Origin of the sequence: Clostridium algifaecis (assembly GCF_017874415.1) — a bacterium.
GTDB classification, from domain to species: domain Bacteria; phylum Bacillota; class Clostridia; order Clostridiales; family Clostridiaceae; genus Clostridium_B; species Clostridium_B algifaecis.
On sequence record NZ_JAGGLM010000002.1, the window covers coordinates 88,414 to 112,213 of the forward strand.

Here is a 23,800-nt window from a genome sequence, read left to right on the forward strand (position 1 = left end):
ATGAAAAATTGTGCGGATGTAATAATTATTGGAAGTGGAGTAATAGGTAATGCTGCAGCATACTATTTATCAAAAAAGGGCTGTTCTGTTATTGTCCTCGATAAAGACTACAGTATCGGAAATGGCGGCTCATCAAGAAATGGCGGTGGAGTTCGTCAATCAGGGCGTGATAAGAGAGAACTTCCACTAGCTATGTATGGTATAGAAAATCTTTGGCCAACCTTATCGGAAGAATTAGGGGTAGACGTTGAATATTATAAAAAAGGTAATTTAAGACTTGGCAAGACAAAAGAACACATTAAGATATTGGAGAAGCTTGCAAACAATGCTAAAGAGTGCGGCCTTGATGTAAGAATGATTTCAGGTAATGAAGCTAGAAAAATTAATCCATATCTTTCAGAAGAAGTCATTGGTGCAAGCTGGTGTCCTACTGATGGGCATGCAAACCCATTAAAGACAACTTTAGGTTTTTATCGTAAAGCAAGGCAATTAGGCACCAGCTTTGTTACAGGAGAAGAAGTTATTGAGATAAAGAAAATAAATGGCAAAGCAAGACAAGTATTAACTAAAGAAAATATATATGAAGGAGAACATATTATTATTGCTGCCGGTTACGAAAGCCGCAGGATAGCTGCTACTGTTGGAATTGATATTCCAATGAACAAGGTTTTACTGGAGGCGCTTGTTACAGAAGCCCAGCCGTCAATGTTTTATCAAATGTTAGGTACTGCAGCCGCAGATTTTTATGGACACCAGACTAAACACGGTTCATTTGTATTTGGTGGTTCATCAGGTTATGAAGCTTTCAATAAAGATAATGGGACACCTACAACTTCAAGTATTACAGCATCATGTATCTGCCGTGGAATAATGAAATACTTTCCAATGTTAAAGGATGCAAAAATTGTTCGTACCTGGGCTGGTTGGATAGATGACTGTAAAGATCACATACCAGTTATAAGCTTTGTAGAAGAAATTCCGGGACTTATACTTGCATGCGCCTTTACTGGACATGGATTTGGAATTTCGCCAACGGTTGGTATGCTTTTATCAGAAATGGTAGAAGGAAGAGAAACTACTCTTGATATAAATGCTTTCCGTTATGATAGATTTAAGGCAAAAATATAAAATAATTATTTTAATTTGCTTATAAATATGATATATTCATAATAAAATATTATTAAATTTAAAAAGTGGTGAAAATATGATTCTAGAGAAGCAAAAAAAAATAATTTCTCCTAAGCAGCCTTATTTTGTAATGAATTCATCACGATATTATAAAGCTGTTGTGATGAATTATGGAATTTCTCATTTTTATGCTTTTTATAATGATGGAGCTATAGACAGTTCTGTTTTTGCAATACCGGATGGGTGCATTGACATATATTTTTGCTGTGATGAAGAAGAGCCTAATGCATATATTTGTGGGACTGTTTTTCATCCGGAAATTGCTTTTACTGAAAAAAACAAGTATTTATTTGGAGTGCGATTTTTACCGGGAAATAGTATTAGATTTAAGAATGCTGCTATGTCAAATTTCGTGGAGTCAAAAATCCCATTTTTAGATGTTATAGAAGATAGAGAATTGGTTGAAGGAATAACTTCTAGTAGAAATTTTAATTATCAAATAAAGTTATTTATGGATATGTATTTGAAATTATATTATAATTCTAAAGTGATAAATAAATATGAAAATTTAGATAAGTTTCTTATTGCCAATATAATAAAAAATGTAGGTCAAATAAAAATTAAAGAACTTGCAGATGAAACAAATTATTCTGTTAGATATATAAACAAAATATTTGTTCAAGAATTTGGGTTAACACCAAAAGTGTTTTCTAGAATGATGAGATTTCAAGATCTTTTAAGTAATTTAAATAATTTAGAATTGGACATATTTGATACTGATCTTACAGAAATAGCCATGAGATTAGGATATTATGATCAATCTCATATGATTAAGGATTTTAAAAAGTTTACAAATACTACTCCAAATAAATATATATATTCATTAAGAAAGGCTCAATACAATAAGAAACTGATCATAGTTTAGTAATGGAGAAAAATTAAAATAAAGATTTTTCTTAAAAATCAGGTAAATTATTATATGAAAAAATATACTCCAAAATATGGGGTATATTTTTTCAAGATATCTATTATTTTACTACATTATTTGCCGGCATTGTCGGTTGTTTCAGTAGTTGATGTGCTTGAACCTGAATTTCCGGTTGTTCCAGTAGTTGATGATTTTGTATTCGTATTTTGGGTTGTTCCACTAGTTGATGACTTTGTATCAGTATTTTGGGTTGTCCCACTGGTTGATGTTGATTGCTTTGAATTTGTATTATTAGTTGTTTGTCCAGTTGATGTATTTGAATTTGTGTTTTCAGTTGTTCCACTAGTTGATTGTTTTGTATCAGTATTTCTGTTTGTCCATCCAGTTGATGTATTTAAATTTGTATTTCCAGTTGAGCTTCTAGTTGGTGTTTTTGAACCTGAAGTTTTAGTTGTTCCTTTTGATGATCCTGTTGTATCAGTAGATTGTTTGTTAACATTAGTTTCTGAAGTTGGAACTGGTGTATTATTAGCCTTATTTTTAAAATAAGATTTTGCCAAAACTCCAGTACTTATAACCAAAACAATTGATACAGTAATTATAAGTGCTTTTTTACCTGTATTAACGCTACTATTTCTTCGGAGAGCTTTTCTGCTTCCATTATTTATTGCTTTTCTGGCACCAGGTGTTCTATTCATAACAAGTGTAAGATCATTTTTGTCACCAGTAGCTACTGTATTGTTATTTTTTGGTATACCTGAGACTGACTGACTTATATCTTTAGGTATATTAAATAGTGAAGTAAAAAATCCAACCTGCTTTGGAGAGTCTACTTCCTTAAAATTTTCAGGTGATCTGAGTACAACTGAAGGCTTATCATATACTCCGTATTGATTTTCTACATATATAGTAGCTGAAAATTCATCATCCTTACTTAAAAAAGGAATATCAATATCTAAAGCATTATCATTTATTGAAGAATCAAATTTTAAACCTTCTGTTATTCTAGCACGTGTAATCTTTAAGTTGCTTTGCAGGCTTTGTATATTTAGAGTTAATTCATGAACTATTTTATTTGATAGATTTCTAACAGTAATAGTACATGCATAAATTTTTTTGCCATTCTTTTTTATAAGCTTTCCATTTCCCATGGTACATAATATTTTAGGCGCTAGATTTTTAAAATACTCTAACAATAACCCAGATATAATTGATATTATTATAGTCACAATTGCAGTTTTAATAACATTCATCATATTAATTCGCTTCCTTATCCTTTCCGATTACTTAATAAATTATAAAGTAGATAAATACTTGTGTCAAACTTATTTAGCCATCAGATTTTGAATTTTATGTTAACTAAATTCTATAATGATTAAAATCCTATGATAGAATTAAATTATGAAGTTTTGAAAGAAATTATGATTTTAAAATTTTGATCAGAAAATTTTAAAATCTGGATTAAAAATGACTTGACAATTTATAAAAAGGTAGTATACTTAGTAGCATATTAACAATACAGGCTTTGATGGAGAAAGACATATTTAGTATATTAACTTAAGAGAGCCAACGTTTGGTGAAAGTTGGTGTTAATGAAAGTATGTAATATCACTCTGGAGCTTCCAAGTAGAAAGGTTTTTACCAAGTAAGCGAGGACGTATACCAACGATATATGGTTATGGTTCACAATGAATAAAGTTTTTTATTTAAAGTTGACCTGAATGAGAGGTAATTAGTTATCTAATTACAAGTAAGGTGGTACCACGGAAATCAATCTTTCGTCCTTATGAACATATAAAAATGTGTTTATAAGGATGGAAGATTTTTTTATTTACCAAAATATATACAAATCAAAATATGCAAATAAGAAAGGAGGGCAAATTAATATTAGAATATTTTAAAAATTGGGGCAAATTACAATGCAATAATATTATTTTGTAAAAGTAAAGAAGGGGGCTTAAAAAGTCATGACTATTAAAGGCAGTGTTACAAAAAGAAAGTATTTAAATGTTATTTTACCATTATTTATCGCATCTATGATAGCATATATTGACAGACTTAATATATCTTATGCAGCTTTGACAATGAATAAAGATCTTGGATTTACTGCTCAGATTTTTGGAATGGGAGCGGGAATTTTATTCTTTGGGTACGTAGTGTTTGAAGTACCTGGAACCGTATTTGCAGAGAAACGAAGTCCAAGTAAATGGGTTGTTAGAATCATGCTTACCTGGGGCATAGTTACTTCACTTATGTGCTTTGTGCATACGGAGCTTCAGTTTTATATTGTTCGTTTTTTGGTAGGAGCTGCAGAAGCAAGTTTTTATCCAGTTTGTTATTCAGCTATCGTTCCGCGCTGGTTTAATGCAAAGGAGAGACCTAAGGCACTTTCAATATTATTAACTTCTATGTTAGTTTCAAGTATTATTGGTTCTCCTCTAGCAGGAATGATCTTAGGTATTACAGCTTTTGGATTTAAAGGTTGGCAGATGTTATTTATTTTAGAAGGAACTATGGCATTTATATTTGGAATCATTCTTATATTTTGGCTCAAGGATTGGCCTGAAGATGTTAATTGGTTAACTCAAGAAGAGAAAAAGGCAATAAGAGCAGATTATGAAAGAGAAGTTGCTGCAAAAAATTCCGTAAAGAAGTATACATTATGGGAAGCACTTAGTGATAAAACAGTTCTCAAATTATGTTTTATATATTTTATGTGGGTTACAGGATTTTGGGGATTTGGTTTCTGGCTGCCAACAGTACTCAAATCGGTATCAGGATTGAGTAATTCTAGTGTCAGTTGGTTAATTATAATACCGATGTCTGCAGCACTTGTTGGTTTTGTAATTAATGGTAATTCTACGTCAAAGACAGGAGAAACAAGATGGCATATAGCTCTTCCACTGTTTATTGGTGCCGTAGGTATGGCTTTAGGAACCTTAGTATCTAATCCTGTATTAAGCTTTATATTTACTTGCGTTACTGCTATTGGTGTATATGTAGGAATGGGAGTATGGTGGACAGTACCTATATCATTCTTGTCAGGTCCTGCAGCAGCTGGTGCTACTGGTCTAATTAATTCTATAGGAAATTTAGGAGGTTTTACTGGACCTTATTTTGTTGGTTTTGTAAAAGGAAGTACAGGCTCTTATACAGCAGCATATATTTGCCTGGCTGTATCACTTGTAATTGCAGGTGTTACTATGCTTACACTTAAGAAAAAAGTCCATGCTGATGTGTCATGCGAGAAAGATGACAATAACTTAAATAAAGAATTAGGATAATAATTTCACAATAGTTTATTTTGACTGCAAACCCCCGGGAAACCTGGGGGTTATTTAAAGTAAATAGAACTTTTGCTTCTATGAATTTTATGTTGAAAATCATGGTATAATATTTAATACATAGTTAAATACAAAGGATACGTCATATAAGTGTTAAAAGTTTTAAGTGAAGGGATTATTTAAGATGAAAAAAGTGAAGGAAAAATGCAATGCTTTTAAATAGTAAATTAAAAAAAGAAATTATAGAAGCCAAATATTTATCTGTAGAAAATACCTGGCGGTATAGGGCAATAATAAGGATAATGTTTAAAAACTATGAAAAAATGAATTTTTGGCTGCTAAAAGAACAGATTTATGAAGAACTTATAAGATATGACGATTTTAAAGATTATGATATAGAAAGTTTAAAGCAGGATTTAGATGCTCTGGTGAATTGGAAAAATTTGATTACCATGTATGATACAAGAAAGATGAGAACGCTTGAGGAATTTAAAAATAAGCAATATAAATATCAGGTTTCACCGTATACTGTTGAAATAGAGAGAATGCTCATTAGACTTGAAAATCTAAAGGACGAAAGTAGAGGCTCACTGGAAGCTAGTTTGGTGGAAAGATTTAAAGAAGAAATTAAAGAGATAACGCTTATACCTTCAAAGAAAAATAATCAAGTCTACGATTGGTGGAAGAGATTAAACAGAGATTTTAAGATTCTTAACGAAAATTATCAAGATTATATAAGCAAATTTTATTCACCTAAGAATGAAGAACTTATGAAAACTACACAGTTTTTGATTTTCAAAGAGAGCTTTATATCCTATTTAAGAGATTTTATAAAGGGACTTCAAGTAAATGCAAGTGGTATTAAAAACTTTTTGCAGGAACTAGATGAAAATGTTGTAGATGCTGTAATTCAAAAGGCTCTGGAGCATGAAAAATCTTTGCCAAGGTTCGAAGAGAAATTAAATGAAGAAGTTTATGTTGAAAATAATAAAGGAAGATTTTATAGTATTAAACGTTGGTTCTTAGGGGAAAACCATAAAAGTTCTATGGTAGATCAGCTTTTAGACAGTACTAATGAAATAATAAGAAAAATAACAAGGTATGCCATGCAGCTTACAGAAATGAAATATGTAAGTGGTAACAGAAAAGAAGAGTACAAGAAAATTGCTGAGCTATTTTCTAAATGTATTACCATAGAAGATGCTCATAAACTTTCTTCAGTTGTATTTGGAGTTTTTAAACCAAGGCATATTAAAGGAAACCCTGTTAGGGAAACGGAAAGTATTACGAGTAGTATATATGAAGAAAAACCTTATTATGTTACAGTAAAACCTAGAATAAGGCAGTATAGAGAAAAGACTGCCAGCAGAGTTTCAGTAAAAGATAAAAGTCAAGAAAAAAGGATAAGAATCCAAAAGATAATGGCTAAAAGAGAAGAAGAGAGAAGTTTAGTTGAAAGTTTGATAAGAAATGAAAAAATTACTTTTTCGGAACTTGGGGTTATATCTAAAAATCAAAGGGGAATTTTGCTTAGATGGCTTTCTAAAGGAAAAAGTAATAAAGATGGTATTGGCAAGACAGAATATGGCAAGACTTACAATGTAGTAAAGTCTAAAAATGGAGAATACATAACGCTGCATTGTGAAGATGGTGAATTTAAAATGCCAAATTACACCCTTCTTTTTAATAAGTAGCTTGGGGGTGATATTTTGAAAGAACTTCTAGCGTTACTAGAAAATTATATTATTTTAAGAGAAAGAAATAGAGAACTTTATTATTCTATAAAAGATAACTATGAGAATTTTAATGATTTTTTAAATGAAAAGCTTGGTTACAATCTTATTTTCTATGAGGATTTTGTGAAACTTGAAAAGATACCTGGCAAGCCGGAAGACTGGATGGGTATAGAGGGTTTTACTGATGTAAAAGAATACATATTTTTTATGCTGCTTTTAATGTATCTTGAGGATAAAAATAAAGAAGAACAATTTGTGTTGTCTTTTGTAACAGAGTACATATCAAACCAATACCCAGGTGAAAAGATTGATTGGACAAAATACAGCAACAGAAGATCTTTGGTCAAAGTTATAAAGTTAGCTTTAAGTTTAGGCATTATGAAAAATAATGATGGTGATGAAGACGAATTTTCAAGTGATGAAAATGCAGATGTACTGTATGAAAGTACTGGTATTTCAAGATATATAGTGAGAGCTTTTTCAAAGGATATTATGGAATGTGAGAATGCCAAAGATCTTATGAAACTCAATTGGGAGGGAATAGAACAAGATAAAGGCGTAGTGAGAAGAAATAGGGTTTATAGAAGGATACTTTTGTCACCGGTCGTTTATAATGGAGGAATAGAAGACAGCGACTATGAGTACATAAAAAGGTTTAGAAGCAGTCTTCAACAAAATTTTGAAAATAATTTAGGCTGGGACTTGCATGTACATAAAAACGGTGCTCTTATAGTTTTAAGCGATGATAATAAAATAGGAAATGTATTTCCAAGCATGAAGGGGGAAAGTGAAGTTGTACTTCTGCTTGCAAAGCTCATAAGAGAAAAGCTTAAAGAAGGAAAGCTTTCTTTAAATATAGATGATGAAATAGTTTTGAGAAGGGAAGATTTTAATAAGCTTTTACTGGAGTTAAGAGATAAAAAAGGAAGCGGCTTTAAGAAGGAGCTCAGAGATAGTAAAAATGATTATTTTATAGATGTATTATTAAACTATATGAAACAATTTCTTATGCTTGAGCAAAGAGGAGACAGTATAGTCTTGAAGCCGGTTATAGGCAAGGTTGTAGGAGATTACCCTAAGGATTATTTAGCAAATGATAATTAGTAATATGGAGGAAATATGAAGGAAAGATGGATTGCAAATAAGTTTGGACTTTTTAATTTTTGGTATTATGACCAAGAAGAATTTCAACTTTTAAATGGAAAGATTCTTTTAAGAGGAAGTAATGGAAGCGGAAAATCTGTAACTACACAGAGTTTTATTCCACTGCTTTTGGATGGAAATAAATCACCAAGTAGGCTTGATCCATTTGGATCTACTGCAAGAAAGATGGAAAATTATCTTCTCTATGATGACTATGAGGACAGGATTGGATATTTATATATAGAATTTAAAAAGCCTCAAAGTAATTTATATATAACTATTGGTATGGGAATGAGAGCCCAAAAATCTAAGCCAATGAATTCATGGTACTTCATCTTAAAGGATGGAAGAAGAGTAAATAAGGACTTTAAGCTCTATAAAGATCTGGGAGGAAAATATCCTCTAACAAAGCAGCAGTTTAAAAATGCATTGGGCGATGGAAATTTCTTTACTGAAAGCCAAAAGGAGTATATGTATAAAGTAAATGAACATCTTTTTGGCTTTAGTGATATTGAAAATTATGAAGAACTTCTAAAGCTTTTAATTGAAATAAGAAGTCCCAAGCTTTCTAAAGAATTTAAGCCTACTAAAATATATAACATATTGAATAATTCTCAAAAGACTTTATCAGAGGATGATTTAAGACCTATGGCAGAAGCTATGGATAATATGGATTCTTTAAACATGAGACTTATGGCTTTTGAAAAAAGTTTAAAGGCAGCGGAAAATCTTAAGGAAAGCTTTCACAATTACAATAAGTATATACTTTTCTCAAAGTCTAAAGATTATTTGGAAAAGGGAACTTATGTAAGCAGCTTGAGAAAAGAAATAGAAAAATTACACTCAAGTATTGATGAACTCGAAAATGAAAAACAGGTAAAGAAAAGCGAATCGGATAATTTAAAAGAAAAATATGATAAAGCACGTGTGGAATATGAAAAGCTTATAAAAAATGATATTTTTAGTACCAAAAATGAGCTGGAAAATTTAAAAATAGAAGTAAAAGAAGAAGAACAAGAAGTTAATAAGTTAAAAGAAGATTTGGAAAAAAAAAATTTAGAGTTAAAGGAAAAGGAAAATAAATTAGATGAAATAAAAAAAGAAGAAGATTATATAAAAGAAAAGATAACAAGAAAGCTTAATGAATCAGAAGAATATAGTGGAGAATTTAATTTTGAGGAAGGCGCTTTATTAAGGAATGAACTGCTTCAAGATATAGAAAATTATGATTTTACATTTATAAAAGAGACTTTAAGTAAAGAAGAGGAAAAATTAAAAGATGGCTTTAATGTTATAAAAGAATATGAGGATGTAAAATTAAAAAAAGAAGAATGTGAATTAGAAAGAGATAAAGTAAATAAAATTGTAGAATGTTTAAATAGTGAGTTAAAGGAAAGTTATGAGTACTTTACACATATCAAAGAAGAATATATGGAAAAAATCAACATTTATAATAGCGGTAATAAGGAGTTTATTTTAAAAGACGAAGAAATCCAAAAGTTATTCAAGATAGTAAATGACGTAGAAAAAAAAGGCGATATTGAAAATTTAAAGCCAATAATAAGTGATGCTTACAATAATTTTAGAGGAAAATTTTTAATAGATAAAGCAAGTTTTGATGAAAAAAAGAAAAATTGTTTAAATAACATTAAAGAATTAGAGGAACATATAAAGATATTAAAAGAAAAAAAGAAAGCGCAGTTTGTATTAGATGAAGATGTAAGAAATAGCAGGCAAAGCCTTAAAGACAGAGGAATACCTTTCTTACCTTTTTACAAAGCTTTTGATTTTAAAGAATCTTTGTCAGAAGATGAAAAAAAGTTTATTGAAAGCTCATTAATAGATATGGGTATAATAAATGCACTTATAATTCCTAATAAGTATAAAAGTGAATTAATGAATGTAACCTGCAGGGACAAATATTTATTTGCAGATGACAAAAGCATAGAAAATAATCTCTCAGAGTTTTTAAAATTAGAAGATGAAGAAGTTACTTTACCATATAAAGATGAGCTTGAAGCTGTGCTGCGAAGCATATCTGTAGAAGAAGATAGAGAAACATCTACATATTTAAGTAATGATGGTAACTATAACATAGGTATTATAAAGGGAAAAGTATCATCTAATTATGAATTAAAATATATAGGAGAGCAAAGCAGAAAGAGACATAGAGAAACATTAATAAAGGAAAATCTTCAGGAAATTGAGAATATAAGGTTGCAAATAAATTCTATTGAAGAAGATTTAAAGTGTTTAGAAAAAAGAATGGCTGATCTTAAGAAAGAATATGAAGCTTTTCCTGGTACAGATGATTTAAAAACAAACTTAGAGATTATTGAAGAAAAAGAAGAGGAAGTTAAGAGACAAAGTAAAAGTTTGCTTATAATTAAGGAAAGATATTCTGAATTAAGCAAGAGTTTAGAACAGGTTAAAATAAAGGTTTTTGAAGAGACAGATGAGATAAATTTAGAAAAAAATTCTAAAGCATTTGAAGATGCTTTAGATGCACTGCGAGATTACAGGGAAGCTTTAATTGAAATACAGCTTAAGGTGGAAAAGTTGAAGAGCTGCAGTTTAAGAATACTATCAATGAATGAACAAATAGAATATTTGAGAGAAGATATAGATAGACTTTGGCAAAATATATCCAGTTTAAAAAAGAAGACAAATGATAAGGATGTTAAAATAAAAGGACTCAAGGAAGTTCTTGCTAAAAGCAGTTTAAATGAAATAGAAAGAGCGATAGAGGATTCTAAATATATAGTGGATAACTATCCAGAAAAGAGCACAAATATAAATAATGCAATAACTACTATAGGCAATAAAATTGAAAATAATATTGAAAAAGAAAAGGAAAAAGAGTTTAAGATTAAAAGAGAAGAAGAACTGCTTAAAATATTAGAGGAAAACTTGATAAAGGAAATTGAACTTAATTATGTAGAGATAAATACATCAGATAGTTTAAAGGAAAAAGCTAAGTATATATTGGAAAATTATAAGGAAGGTAAAAATAAGGATGCAGGAACTTATGGTGGAGAATTATTTGAGAGTATACAAAGGAATGAGGGAGACTTAAGAGAGTATAATTTAAAGCATATGGAAATTTTTAAACCAGAAGAAAATATAGAGGATGAAGAAAAAAAAAGACTTTATATGAAGGGCAAGAGATATGATATTGTGCTTAGGTTTAATGGAAGAGTGTCCATATACAATTTAACATATTTATTAAAGGAAGTTATAGAAGAGCAGAAACTAATTATTAGTGAGAAAGAAAGACAAATTTTTGAAGAAACTTTGATAAACACCATCAGTACTAAAATAACTGGAAAAATATATCAAACAAAGATATGGGTAGATCAGATGAATGATCTAATGGAGTCTATGAATACGTCAAGTGGACTTAAGTTCAGCTTAAAATGGATTCCTAGAAAAGCAGATAGTGAAAATCAAATGGATGTTTCAAGTTTAGTAAGTATTCTTGAAAGAGGAGCTATAGTAACAGAAGAGGATATAGATAAATTATCTAAACATTTTAAGGAAAAGCTTAAACAGCAAAAAAGAGATCTTGAAGCTAGCGGTGAGATAGTAAATTATCAGAGCATTATAAAAGATATTTTGGATTATAGGCAGTGGTATGAATTTAGACTTTATTTTACTAAGCCTTTAGAAGGAAAGAAAGAACTTACAGACAATGAATTCTTTAAGTTTTCTGGTGGAGAAAAGGCTATGGCTATGTATGTTCCACTTTTTGCAGCTGTGAATGCAAAATATAATGGAGCAGATAAAAAGGATTGTCCTAGGATTATAGCTCTAGATGAAGCTTTTGCAGGAGTTGATGAAAATAACATAAGTGATATGTTTAAGCTTTTAGAAAATATGAACTTAGATTATGTACTGAATTCACAGGTTCTCTGGGGAGACTATGAAACTGTAAAGGCATTGGCAATTTGTGAACTGACGAGAGATAAAGAAGATGATATTATTGTAGTTGAGAGATTTCAGTGGAATGGGAAAGAAAAGGTTGTAGTTTTGGAAGATGAAGATGTTGAGTAAAGAAATGGAAGCAATAAAATTTTTTCAAAGTAAAAATGAATATAAGAGGATACTTAGTGAAATATTTAAAAAGTATAAAAGGTTTGGCAAGTTTACTGGAATTTTTGAGTTGAAAGATTTAACTGAGGAGGAGAAAAGAATACTAGCCCCTCTTAATTATAAGTATTTTAATGCTAAGGAAGCTAAAATATCTGTAAAAAAATTTCTTGACTATTTTTGCAGTGGAAAATTTGAAGAACTGGATTTTGCTAAGGTTTTGGAAATATATTTTAAAGATGATTTGACAACTTATAGAGAAGAAAAAGAAGATGAACAGAGAAAAAAGGAAGAATTTTTTAAAGAGTTACTGAGTATAAATAAACGTACAATAGCAGTAGTATGGCTTCAAGAAGCATTGGAAGCCAAGAAATTCGGCTATAATATATTAATAAAAAACTATGAAGATTATAATAAAAACAACAAACTAGAGGATTTTAAGACATTTTTAAATAATGTTTTAAGTGGAATTGATTCACTTACTTTTAATGCTAATGATCTTGAAAGTTTACCCATATTTTCTTCTAGAATTACAAAAGATCCTCATTATTTTGATATAAATACTACTGCAGGGAAAATTTTAATACATGCAATATGTTATAGGTTAAGAATAGAATTTCCAAAAGATGCAGAAGAGACTGCAGAGGTATTGTACTCTGCTGGATTGTCGAAAGATGATGTTTCTAGTTATATTGCAACATTTGGTTTAAGAGCATATAGAGGAAAAATTGAGTTGAAGTTTATGTATGGTTTTACGGAAATTGGAGAGCCTCTTATTATTACTTTAGGAAATTTGTCTAAAATAGATAAAGTTATTTGTAATAAAAATAGACTGTTTATTTTCGAAAATCCATCATTATTTAGTGAAATTATAAAGAGAACAGGTGAGTTTAAGCCATCTATTTTGTGTACAAGTGGACAACTAAAGCTTGCCTCAGTAGTTTTATTAGATAAGATAGTTGAAAATGTAGAAGAAATTTATTACTCCGGGGATTTCGATCCAGAGGGAATTGCCATAGCTGATAAGTTAAAGATCAGGTATGGAGACAAATTAAAGTTTTGGAGATTTGATGTAGAGGATTACTTAAAGATTATATCAAATAAAGCTATATCAAGTATTAGAATGTCAAAGCTGCGTAATATTAAAAATGCAGAATTAGAACCTTTGATACAGGAGATTAAAAAGAATGGCATGGCTGGATATCAGGAATTATTAATTGAAGAGTATATTGAGGATATTTGGAATTAATGTGTATTAAATGGACTTAGCTAATACATAACATTATAATTGAGAAGATAAATTGATTTGGGGGATGTTGAAATGAAATTTTCTATTATAGATATTGAAAATTGGGAAAGGAAGACACATTTTGATTATTACAGAAATACTGTAAAGTGTGCTTACAGTTTGACTGCTTTTTTGAACATAACTAAATTTAAAAAGATGCTGGAGGTAAAAGGCATAAAATTTTTCCCTGCTTTTGTATATTGTGTGTCAAAATTAATAAAGCAAACAAAAGAATTTAGAATGGGACTAAATGAAGACGAGAAACCTGGATATTATGATTGTATGCATCCTAACTATACTATTTTTCATAAGGATGACAACACATTTTCAGATTTGTGGACGGAATATGATGATGAATTTAATGTGTTTTACCACAATATGTTATCAGATATATCAATTTATAAAAATGTAAAAGGTATTAAGGTGAAAGATGGGCAGCCAAAAAATTTCTATTGTATATCATGTGTTCCATGGTTGTCTTTCACAGGATATTCTACGTCAACACCTGCTGGGACACCAAATCTATTCCCAATAATTACTTATGGGAAGTATCAAAAAAAGGATGGAAAATTAATGATGCCATTTTCTGTGAATATATCACATGCTGCAGCAGATGGATATCATACATCGAAATTTATCAATGATTTGCAGATAATGTTAGACAAAATTATATTAGGTTAAGTTAATTTATAATATATTTCACATTTTGGAGGATTATTAATGGGCAAATTTAGCAGCTTATTGAAATTAATACCGTTTGTAAAAAAATATCGTACGATTTTTACTATAGGAATCATTGGCATTATTTTTAGCTCAATTATATCGAATCCTATTCCATATATAATAGGACGTATAATAGACAAAGTACTTATAGCTAAACGTGGTTATAGTGAATTTTATGAATTGATTTCTATAATAGCAGTATTATACATTTTAAGATATATTATTGCGGTTATTTCAAAATATATGTTTGTTAAAATTAGTAATTTAGTTGTTAATGAAATGAGATATTCTGTAATGGATAAGGTAGTGGATTTGCCAATGGATTATTTATCCTCTACACAAAAAGGATATATTCAAGCTAGAATATCAGAATGTAGTTCTGTGGGCAGTATTTTTTCGCCTCAAATTATAAGTATTTTTCTGAGTTTGATTGATACAGTGATGGCGTTAATCACTATGTTTGTTATAAATTATAAATTATCAATAGTAATTTTGCTTTTAACTCCAGTTTTTTTTATTACTTCTAAAAAATCTGCAAATGGGTTTATGAAAAATACACAAAAGATGATGGAATCTAATGCAATTTTAAATGGGGATACCTTTGAGATAATCAATGGAATTGAGGACATAAAAGTACTTAATGGCAAAAGTAGCAGCCTTTTAAAATTTAAAAATAAGCTTGATGAACTTATAAAGAATAGCACGAAGCAAAGCAATTCTATATTATTATTCATGGAAAATATAACACTTATTAATAATTTTGGAACACTCTTAATACTTTTAATTGCAGGTATAATGATTTTAAAAGGGCAGTTTACTGTAGGGTTATATACTTCTTTTTCATTATATATAGCTAAAGTTTTTAGTAGTACTCAGGCTTTAGCAACTATAGGGACTACAATAAAACCAGTATGCTTAAGTATTGAAAGAATATATCAACTTCTTGATATGCAAGATGAAAATTATGGAAGACATCAATATTTAAATGAAAAAATTGAATCTATAAAATTGAATAATATAAAATTTAAATATAATGGTTCTGAAAAATATATTTTTAAAAATCTAAGCTTTAAAATAAATAAAGGAGAAAAAATTCTTATTAAAGGTGAAAACGGATCTGGAAAAACAACTCTTATAAAACTTTTACTTGGATTATATACTCCTACAAGCGGTAAAATATTTTATAATAATTTAAATATGGAAAAGATTAATAATAAAAGTTTGAGAAACAGAGTGGGAATTGTATCTCAAAACATATTTTTATTTAGGGGAACGGTATTGGATAATATATTGTATGGTCAGACAAATAAAAATCGCGAAGATGTAGAAAAGCTTATTGATGAATTTATGTTGACTGGATATATTAATAGATTACCTAAAGGATTGGACACTGAGATAAGTCAAAACACAGAAGGAGTTTCAGGAGGACAGGCCCAGGTTATAGCTTTTATAAGAGCAATGCTTTCTGATAAAGATGTAATTATTTTAGATGAACCTATATCTAATGTGGACGCTGAAACAAAAGAAATCATGTTGAAAATTTTAAAAATTAGAAAAATTAATGCAATATTAATAATTATTTCTCATATTATAAATGAAATAAATTTTATTGATAAAATTGTTGAAATATAGAAGTAAAATTAATATTATTTTTTAAAATAAGCATACTAATAATATATTAAAATCTTTATATTAAAGGAGATGCTTAGATGAAAAATAAACTTTCATTAATTATTATAAGCCTGTTATTTATTATAAATTTAGGAGGCTGCGGGATTGGGAATAATGCAAATACAATCAAAAATAAAGTACAGAATGCACCAGAACAAACTAAAAACGATTTGATAAAAATTCCAAAAGATCTACAAGCAAATATGGGCACAGGAAGTTTTTATATATCCACACCATCTGGAACTTCACAAGATGGATCTGTTCCAGTCATATATGTTGCAAAAGATGTTCAAGTTGAGCAGATTGGAGTAAACACGAGTGATTTTGATGGAAAAAATTTAAGCTATATATTTATAGATGGTATATTTAATACTAAAGAACAATTATCAAATAGTCAATCAAGTATTAATCTAAAGGGTAATGCTCTTAAAGTGGGCAAACATAGAGTTGATATTGCTCAATTTAATAATAATAAAACAACTGACAAGGTTATTACACATAAAGTAGCTTATTATGAAGTTAAGTCTAAATAAAAAAGTACACAAAACAAGCACCATAGTATAATTGGTACTTGTTTTGTATTAAAAAATAAGGGGCATTGGCAGCAAAATTACCAATCATTTTGGTAAACTAAAAGAATATACAGCACCTTTTCCAACTTCACCTGTTATCCACGCTTTCCCATTATGTCTTTTTAATATTCTTTGGGTTATTGCAAGGCCAACTCCGGTGCCTTTAAATTCATTTTCAGAATGAAGTCTTTCAAATACACCGAATAATCTGGAGGAATATTTATTATCAAAACCAGCTCCATTGTCTTTTACTGAAATTATGTAATTATTTTTTGTCTCTTTTAGAGTAACATCAATAATGGCATGAGATTTTTTACTTGTATATTTTAAAGCGTTGGAAAGAATATTTTGAACTAAAACTCTTATCATTATAGAATCACCTTTTATAACTGGCAGTTCTTGAATATTAAAACTTATATTTCTTTCTGGTTCGAGATTCTTTAATTCAGCATAAACATCGAGAAATACCTGTTTTAAATTAATCTCTTCACTTTTCATTTCAAGCTTGCACATCCTGGAGAATTCTAAAAGACGGCTTATCATTTTTATTATTTCATCTGATTTTTCTTTTATGTTATTCAAAAGTTCCATACATTCAGGATTTAATGGATTAGAATAGTCTGAAAATATGAATTCAATTAATTTATTAATTGAAAATAAAGGTGCTTTTAGATCGTGGGATACTGAGTAACAGAAACTGTCAAGTTCTTTATAAGCCTCTTTTATTGCTTCGGTTTGTTGTTTTAGTTTTATATGGGTATTTATGCGGGCAAGTAATTCTTTTGAATTAAAGGGCTTAACTACATAATCTTGAGCACCCAGTTCAAAGCCCTTCTCTATGCTTTCTTCATCATTACTTGCAGTCAAAAATATTATGGGAATATCAGAATAAAAATTATCACTTTTAATTAATTTACAAACTTCAAAACCATTCATAACAGGCATATATACATCAAGTAAAATAAGATCAGGTCTATGTTGTTTTAGTAATTTTAAAGCAGTTTTTCCTTTGGTTGCAACTCTAATTTTAAAGTTGTATTCACTAAGTATGGAAACTATAAATTCAATATGTTCTGGTGTATCATCTACTAGCAATATCTCTTTTTGTCCCATTAATTGATAATAATTCAAAAACAACATCTCCATAATATTGGAATATTAAAATAATACATATATTATTGACAATTTGATTATATAGTAATTATAATTTAAATATCATGTTTATACAAGAGAATATAAAAAATAGTGTACTTTTTCTTTAATATTTCAAATGAGGAGATTATATGAGAAAAAAGATAGAAATCAGCCAAACTATAATTAGTATATTTACATTGTTTATTTTTCTTTTAATTGTGGTATTACTTGGTGAAAGTATTATTTACATGAAAAAGAGTATAGATGCAGAGCAAGCAGCAGTTGCAAGAAAAGAGAAGTTTAAACAGTTGGGTATAGATTTAGCGGATGCGTCAAGTTATCTTACAAATGAGGCTAGAAAATTTGTAGTAACTAAAAATTTGGTGTATTTAGACGAATACTGGAAAGAAATTAATGTTAAAAGGAGCAGGGACAAGGTTATCTACAAGATTCTTAAATTAAATACATCTACAGATGAATTATACCTTTTGTCAGAGGCCAAGAAAAATTCTGATGGACTTATAGAAACAGATAAAAGAGCTATGAAATTGGTATTAGAAGCAACTCAGGAGCCAGAAAACAATATATCGGCACAGGTTGCAGGATATGATTTAAGTGAATCTGATAAGAAGCTAAATAAGGATGAAAAATTAAAAAAAGCAATTGATATAATGTTTGATGCTAAATATGAATCAAATTTAAAAGCAATAATGGACCCTATTCAAAAATTCCAAATATCAATTAATAATACATCTGAAAGAGAATCTGATGCTGCTCGTGAGGCAAGGGTACAGGCTGAGATTTTGCAGATAGTTCTGGATTTTATAATTGTGATTGCTATTATAATTCTTTTGAGAATAATTTATACAGAACTTATAAATCCGGTTAAAAGTTATGCAGAAGCACTTTTGAATTTAAAATTTAGTAATAATTTCAAGCTTATTCCTAAAGGTTCTAAAGAGTTAAGGACACTTGCAGATAATTTTAATGAAATGTATCATTCATTGCAAAATGAGCTGGTTAAACGTAAAGAGGCTGAACAAAAAATGAAAATAGCAAAAAATGAAGCAGTAATGGCGAATAAGGCTAAAGGTGATTTCCTTGCAAATATGAGCCATGAAATAAGAACACCACTAAATGCCATAATAGGACATCAATATTTGCTTTCTAATGATACTGATATTACGGTTAAACAGAAAGTATATACCGATAAAATAGGGATCTCAGCTAAAAATCTCCTCGGTATTATAAATAATATTCTTGATTTTTCTAAGATAGAAGCTGAAAAACTTGTACTTGAATTTGTGACGTTTGATATTAATAATATGATTAATGAACTTTCTAGTATTCTATATTTTGAAATTCGAAGAAAAAAGATAAAATTTGATTTCTGCATATCATCAGATGTACCTGAGTACTTAAAAGGCGATCAAGTGAGAATTAAACAAATATTATTAAATCTTCTTTCAAATGCAATAAAATTTACAAAAAAAGGCGAAATAAATATTGATGTAAAATTGCTGGAAAAAATTAATGAAAAAGTAATTTTGGAATTTAGAGTTAAGGATACTGGTATAGGGATAACAGAAGAACAAAAGAGGTCTTTATTTGAGCCTTTTATTCAAGGCGATGCTTCTACAACGAGAAAATATGGTGGTACAGGGCTAGGATTAGCTATAAGTAAAAATCTTGTAGAATTAATGGGTGGCAAAATTGATGTGAAAAGTGAATTTGGGAAGGGCACTACTTTTATTTTTAATATAAAGCTTGAAATATCAAGCGAGGATGAAATTGATAAAGACGAAAAAAATGAAAAGATTATGTTTAAGAATAAAAGAGTATTGCTTGTCGAGGATGATGTGATTAATTTAGAAATGACAAAGGAAATTTTGCAGAACATAGGCCTTGAAACGGATGTTGCCAGAAATGGTATTTCTGCAATAAATAAAGTGATTAATAATTCTTATGATGTAGTATTAATGGATATACAAATGCCTGATATGGATGGATATGAAACTACAGCTAATATAAGAAAAATAAAAGGAGCGATTGAGCTGCCAATTATTGCATTGTCTGCAGAGATTGTAGATGGTGTAATTAATAAAACTAAAAGAGCTGGAATGAATGATTATTTAACTAAACCCATAGATATTAATAATTTAGTTACTGTTATAAAAAAGTATGTTAAAATTGATAAAATAATATTTAACAATACTGCGGAACCAAATAAAAATCATCAATGTTCCATAGATTACAATGGTGTAATTGAAAAGATTGGCGGCAAAAAAGAAAAGTATAAAAGTATACTGGAAAAATTTATAGTTAATCACAGTGAAGATGGTAGAAAACTATACAATTATATAATATCTAGGAAAATGGATCTTGCGAAAATACTTTTACACACGATGAAAGGGGTTTCTGGCAATATAGGTGCATATAAACTTATGAAACATTGTTTATTGATGGAGAAAGCTATTAAAAAAGAGGATAAAAAAAATTTGCTGATTTTTGAAAAGGACTTTGAAATATTACTTAAGCAGGTTATTGATGATGGGAATAGATTTATTGAAAATAATGATATAAAAGAAGATGATAATAAAAAAATATTCACAGCAGATAATAAAGAAAAATTATATGAATTGTCTAAGTTACTTGAAAGTGGGGATGTGAAAGCTAAGGAAACTTTTTATACATGCGGGGATTACTTGATAAAAAAATTTGGAGAAGATGTTTATAACAAATTAAATAAAAAAATTTACAATTATGAATTTGAAGATGCATGTAAAGATGTTATTGAACTTATTAATAAAAGAACAAGCTAATATACTAAATTTTAGAATTGCTATTATTTGTACGAGGAGTGATAGATATGTATAAGGTATTAATAGTTGACGATGATAAAGTATCAAGATATATTCTTAGAAGATATAAGAAATGGAATAAGTTTAATTTCTCTATTGAAGGTGAAGCTTGTGATGGAAAGGAAGCTTTAAAAAAACTTACAGTATTAAAAATCAATCTTGTGATTACTGATATTAGAATGCCGGGAATGAATGGAATAGAATTTCTTAGTGAAATTAAAAAAACAAAATATAATAATATATGTGTCATTTTATTAAGTACTTATAGTGATTTTGAATATGCTAAACAGGGAATTAGGTTGGGTGCTTTTGATTATATAACAAAGCCAATAAATGATAAAATGCTGGATGAAGCACTTAAAAGAGCAGAAATGTATTTAGATAAAAATGTTATAGAAGAAGAGAAAAAAAGTTTGGAGGAAAATATAACATCGTATTATTCTAAAAATAGTTTTAATGAATTGTTGTTATTAATAACCGCTGGAGATTATGAAGCTATAGTTGAAGGACAAAAATTATTTAAAAATATATCCTATATAAGAGATAATAATTTATTGAAAATAGAATTAGTATTTAATAATTTACTTTTAAGGCTGCAGGAAGAAATTTTTGAAATATGGCCATGGTTAAAATTTTTTCAAAATATAATAGTTGATGAAACAATTGTATCTTCAGAATCAATAGAGAAAATTGAAACTGGATTTATAGAAAATATAAAAAATATGGTGCAATTAGTGAGAAAATTTGAACTACATCAAACAGATAGTTTGATTAAAATTACTTGCGAATATATATTACAGCATATTGAAGAAAAAATAAGCCTTGAAAAAATATCAATTGAGACACATACCAGCAAGGATTACATTGGAAAACTTTTTAAACAAGCAACAGGATATAATTTAAAACAATACGTAATAAATGTAAAAATGGAACATGCAAAATATCTTATAAAACTTGGTTATTATAAGAATTATGAAGTATGTGACAAATTAGGTTATAGCAGTGTCGATTATTTTTGTCGGCTATTTAAGAATTACACTGGTTATACTCCTATGGAATTTAGAAAAGTTATATAGCATTATATGGACGATATGATAAAAATAGTTAGAATATTTGAAATTAAATATAATTTAATGCTTGACTATAAATTGTTAGATATTTTTATTAAATATTAATAATATGAAAAAAAATGCACTGAATTTTTAATAAAAAACTAAAAAAATCAGATATTTTACTTTTTTTTATAGTAAAATGTCTGCTTTTTTATGTATTCTTTTCTCTAGATAGAGTATAAAATTTTATACATAGATTAAAACATTTTATAGAAAGTCAACAAAAGAAAATCAATAATAGGAGGGGTTATTATGAGTAAAAAGCAGCCGCCAAACGCTTCTACATCACCCAGATTTTGTAACATGGGTAATTTTATGAGATTGGAAAAACAAGAAAACGCAAATGGATTAGACGTAGGGATTTTAGGAATACCATTTGATACTGGATCTTCATTCCGTACTGGTTCCAGATTTGGTCCAAGCAGTATTCGAAAAATTTCTGCAATGATTAAACCTAACAATGTAACAATGGAAGTAAATATCATGGACAGCTTAAGTGCAGCGGATTTGGGCGATGTTCCAATTATTCCAGGGTATATAAGAGAAAGCTATGATGCTATTGAAAAAAGTGTCTCTGAAATTTTGAATGCAGGAGCTGTACCATTGTCATTAGGTGGAGATCATTCGATTACTTTAGGTGAATTACGTGCTGTGGGAAAGAAATATGGAAAAGTTTCCTTGATACATTTTGATTCTCATTTAGACTTGAATGAAAGCGTATTTGGACAAGCATATAACCATGGAACGCCATTTCGAAGGGCTTTAGAAGAAGGGTTGATTGATCCATCTACATCAATTCAAATTGGTATGCGTGGTTCACTGTATGATCCAAATGACTTTAAAATAGCAGAAGATTTAGGATTTGAGGTTATTCCAGGATATAAATTACACAAGATGACAGCAGAAGAACTAGGACAGAAAATTAAAGAAAGAGTAGGGGATACAAAGGTATTTTTAACATTTGATATTGATTTTGTAGATCCGGCTTATGCTCCTGGTACTGGAACTCCTGAAGTTGGAGGCTTTACATCGTATGAGACATTATCATATATTCAACAACTAAAAGATATTAATTTTGTAGGATTTGACATTGTAGAGGTGGCACCGGATTATGACTGTAGTGAAATTACTGCATATTTAGCAGCAAATATTGGATTTGAATTCATGTCTATATTGGCATATAAAAAGAAAAAGAAAAACTTATAGAAAGGATGAAAAATTATGAGCAAAATTAAGAAATTAGTAACTATGTTTGTATTGGTAATTTTAGTAGTGGCAAGTTTTTCAGGATGTGGAAAATCTGAGAGCTCAACAGGTGATGCTGCAGTAAGTAATACTTCTAATAATGGAGCATTAACTATAGAAAAATTGAAAAAAGCAGGTAAATTAGTATCAGCTACAGAAGCTGCTAATGAACCATTTGAGTATTTAAATAATAATAAAATTGTCGGTTACGACGTAGATATTTTAAATTATATTTGCAAAGATATGGGAGTGAAATTACAGTTGATAGATTTACCATTTCAAGGAATTTTAGCAGGATTGGAAGCTAAAAAATATGATATGGTTTCAGCAGCTCTTGGTGTTACTAAGGAGAGAGGACAGAAGTACTTGTTAACTTATCCAATTCAAGAAGGTACAACTGTTTTAATTAAGAAAAAAGGTAATGACAAGATTAAAAGTGTAAAAGATATGGAAGGAAAAGTTGTTGCTACTCAAACAGCTTCTTACAGTGAAGCAGATGTTAATACCTATAATCAGTCATTAAAGAAAAATGGCGGAAAAGGATATACTAGTTTGAAATTGTATGCGACTTATCCAGAAGGTTACATGGAATTAAAAAATGGCAGAGTTGATTTGGTTGCGCAAAGTGTTGCTATTGCTAATGTATTAATTAAAGATCATCCAAATGACTATGAAATAGTAGGTGAAGTTGGAAATAAATGCTATACATCATGGGCATTTAGGAAGGAAGATAAAGAAGTATATGATTTCTTCAATAAAGAGATTCATAAGATGAAAGAAGACGGAACATTGAAAAAATTACAAATAAAATGGTTCGGTTCTGAAACAAAAGATTTACCAGAAAAAAATTATATTCCAGATAAATAATAGAAAAGGCAAAGAAGGA

16 protein-coding genes and 1 other annotated feature are annotated in these 23,800 nt (G+C 29.1%); of the genes, 14 read left to right on the plus strand and 2 right to left on the minus strand.

Going from position 1 to position 23,800, the window contains the following annotated elements:
- Window positions 1-1,128 (plus strand): NAD(P)/FAD-dependent oxidoreductase, encoded by a 1,128-nt coding sequence (locus tag J2Z42_RS03065; RefSeq protein ID WP_209700901.1) that lies wholly within the window; start codon window positions 1-3, stop codon window positions 1,126-1,128.
- Window positions 1,129-1,204: 76 nt separating this feature from the next.
- Window positions 1,205-2,053, plus strand: a complete 849-nt coding sequence (locus J2Z42_RS03070) for a helix-turn-helix domain-containing protein (protein WP_209700902.1) — start codon at window positions 1,205-1,207, stop codon at window positions 2,051-2,053.
- A gap of 116 nt (window positions 2,054-2,169) precedes the next feature.
- On the opposite strand, the gene J2Z42_RS03075 is transcribed toward J2Z42_RS03070, so the two are convergent.
- Window positions 2,170-3,312 carry a hypothetical protein gene (locus J2Z42_RS03075; RefSeq protein ID WP_209700903.1) on the minus strand — a complete coding sequence of 381 codons (1,143 nt, stop codon included), beginning with the start codon at window positions 3,310-3,312 and terminating at the stop codon, window positions 2,170-2,172.
- 260 nt (window positions 3,313-3,572) lie between these two features.
- Window positions 3,573-3,845 (plus strand) — a binding site (T-box leader).
- A gap of 178 nt (window positions 3,846-4,023) precedes the next feature.
- On the opposite strand from J2Z42_RS03075, the gene J2Z42_RS03080 reads away from it, so the two are divergent.
- The 8 genes from J2Z42_RS03080 (at window position 4,024) to J2Z42_RS03115 (ending at window position 16,523) form a co-directional block, all read left to right on the plus strand.
- A complete protein-coding gene (locus J2Z42_RS03080) occupies window positions 4,024-5,340 on the plus strand; it encodes an MFS transporter (RefSeq protein WP_209700904.1) in 1,317 nt (438 codons plus the stop codon).
- 209 nt (window positions 5,341-5,549) lie between these two features.
- Window positions 5,550-7,034, plus strand: coding sequence for a TIGR02677 family protein (locus tag J2Z42_RS03085; protein WP_209700905.1), 1,485 nt, complete (start codon window positions 5,550-5,552; stop codon window positions 7,032-7,034).
- A gap of 15 nt (window positions 7,035-7,049) precedes the next feature.
- Window positions 7,050-8,180 carry a TIGR02678 family protein gene (locus tag J2Z42_RS03090; RefSeq protein ID WP_209700906.1) on the plus strand — a complete coding sequence of 377 codons (1,131 nt, stop codon included), beginning with the start codon at window positions 7,050-7,052 and terminating at the stop codon, window positions 8,178-8,180.
- Window positions 8,181-8,195: 15 nt separating this feature from the next.
- Entirely contained in the window at window positions 8,196-12,272 is a 4,077-nt protein-coding gene (locus J2Z42_RS03095; RefSeq protein ID WP_209700907.1) for a TIGR02680 family protein, read from the plus strand.
- Entirely contained in the window at window positions 12,262-13,557 is a 1,296-nt protein-coding gene (locus J2Z42_RS03100; protein WP_209700908.1) for a TIGR02679 domain-containing protein, read from the plus strand. Before J2Z42_RS03095 ends, J2Z42_RS03100 begins: the two co-directional genes overlap by 11 nt.
- Window positions 13,558-13,629: 72 nt before the next feature.
- Window positions 13,630-14,277 (plus strand): chloramphenicol acetyltransferase, encoded by a 648-nt coding sequence (locus J2Z42_RS03105; protein WP_209700909.1) that lies wholly within the window; start codon window positions 13,630-13,632, stop codon window positions 14,275-14,277.
- 39 nt (window positions 14,278-14,316) lie between these two features.
- On the plus strand, window positions 14,317-15,951 hold the full coding sequence (locus J2Z42_RS03110) for an ABC transporter ATP-binding protein (protein WP_209700910.1): 1,635 nt from the start codon (window positions 14,317-14,319) through the stop codon (window positions 15,949-15,951).
- A gap of 77 nt (window positions 15,952-16,028) precedes the next feature.
- The gene (locus J2Z42_RS03115) at window positions 16,029-16,523 is read left to right on the plus strand and encodes a hypothetical protein (protein ID WP_209700911.1); all 495 of its coding nucleotides are present in this window, start codon (window positions 16,029-16,031) and stop codon (window positions 16,521-16,523) included.
- Between the two features lie 84 nt (window positions 16,524-16,607).
- On the opposite strand, the gene J2Z42_RS03120 is transcribed toward J2Z42_RS03115, so the two are convergent.
- Window positions 16,608-17,702 carry a sensor histidine kinase gene (locus J2Z42_RS03120; RefSeq protein ID WP_245331477.1) on the minus strand — a complete coding sequence of 365 codons (1,095 nt, stop codon included), beginning with the start codon at window positions 17,700-17,702 and terminating at the stop codon, window positions 16,608-16,610.
- A gap of 143 nt (window positions 17,703-17,845) precedes the next feature.
- On the opposite strand from J2Z42_RS03120, the gene J2Z42_RS03125 reads away from it, so the two are divergent.
- The 4 genes from J2Z42_RS03125 (at window position 17,846) to J2Z42_RS03140 (ending at window position 23,781) form a co-directional block, all read left to right on the plus strand.
- Window positions 17,846-20,518: an ATP-binding protein gene (locus J2Z42_RS03125; RefSeq protein WP_209700913.1), complete on the plus strand. Its 2,673-nt coding sequence runs from the start codon at window positions 17,846-17,848 to the stop codon at window positions 20,516-20,518.
- 47 nt (window positions 20,519-20,565) lie between these two features.
- Complete coding sequence (locus tag J2Z42_RS03130) at window positions 20,566-21,633, plus strand: response regulator transcription factor (protein ID WP_209700914.1); 1,068 nt, start codon at window positions 20,566-20,568, stop codon at window positions 21,631-21,633.
- 288 nt (window positions 21,634-21,921) lie between these two features.
- Window positions 21,922-22,875 (plus strand): agmatinase, encoded by a 954-nt coding sequence (gene speB / locus J2Z42_RS03135; protein WP_209700915.1) that lies wholly within the window; start codon window positions 21,922-21,924, stop codon window positions 22,873-22,875.
- 15 nt (window positions 22,876-22,890) lie between these two features.
- Window positions 22,891-23,781, plus strand: a complete 891-nt coding sequence (locus J2Z42_RS03140) for a transporter substrate-binding domain-containing protein (RefSeq protein WP_209700916.1) — start codon at window positions 22,891-22,893, stop codon at window positions 23,779-23,781.
- Window positions 23,782-23,800: the final 19 nt, after the last annotated feature.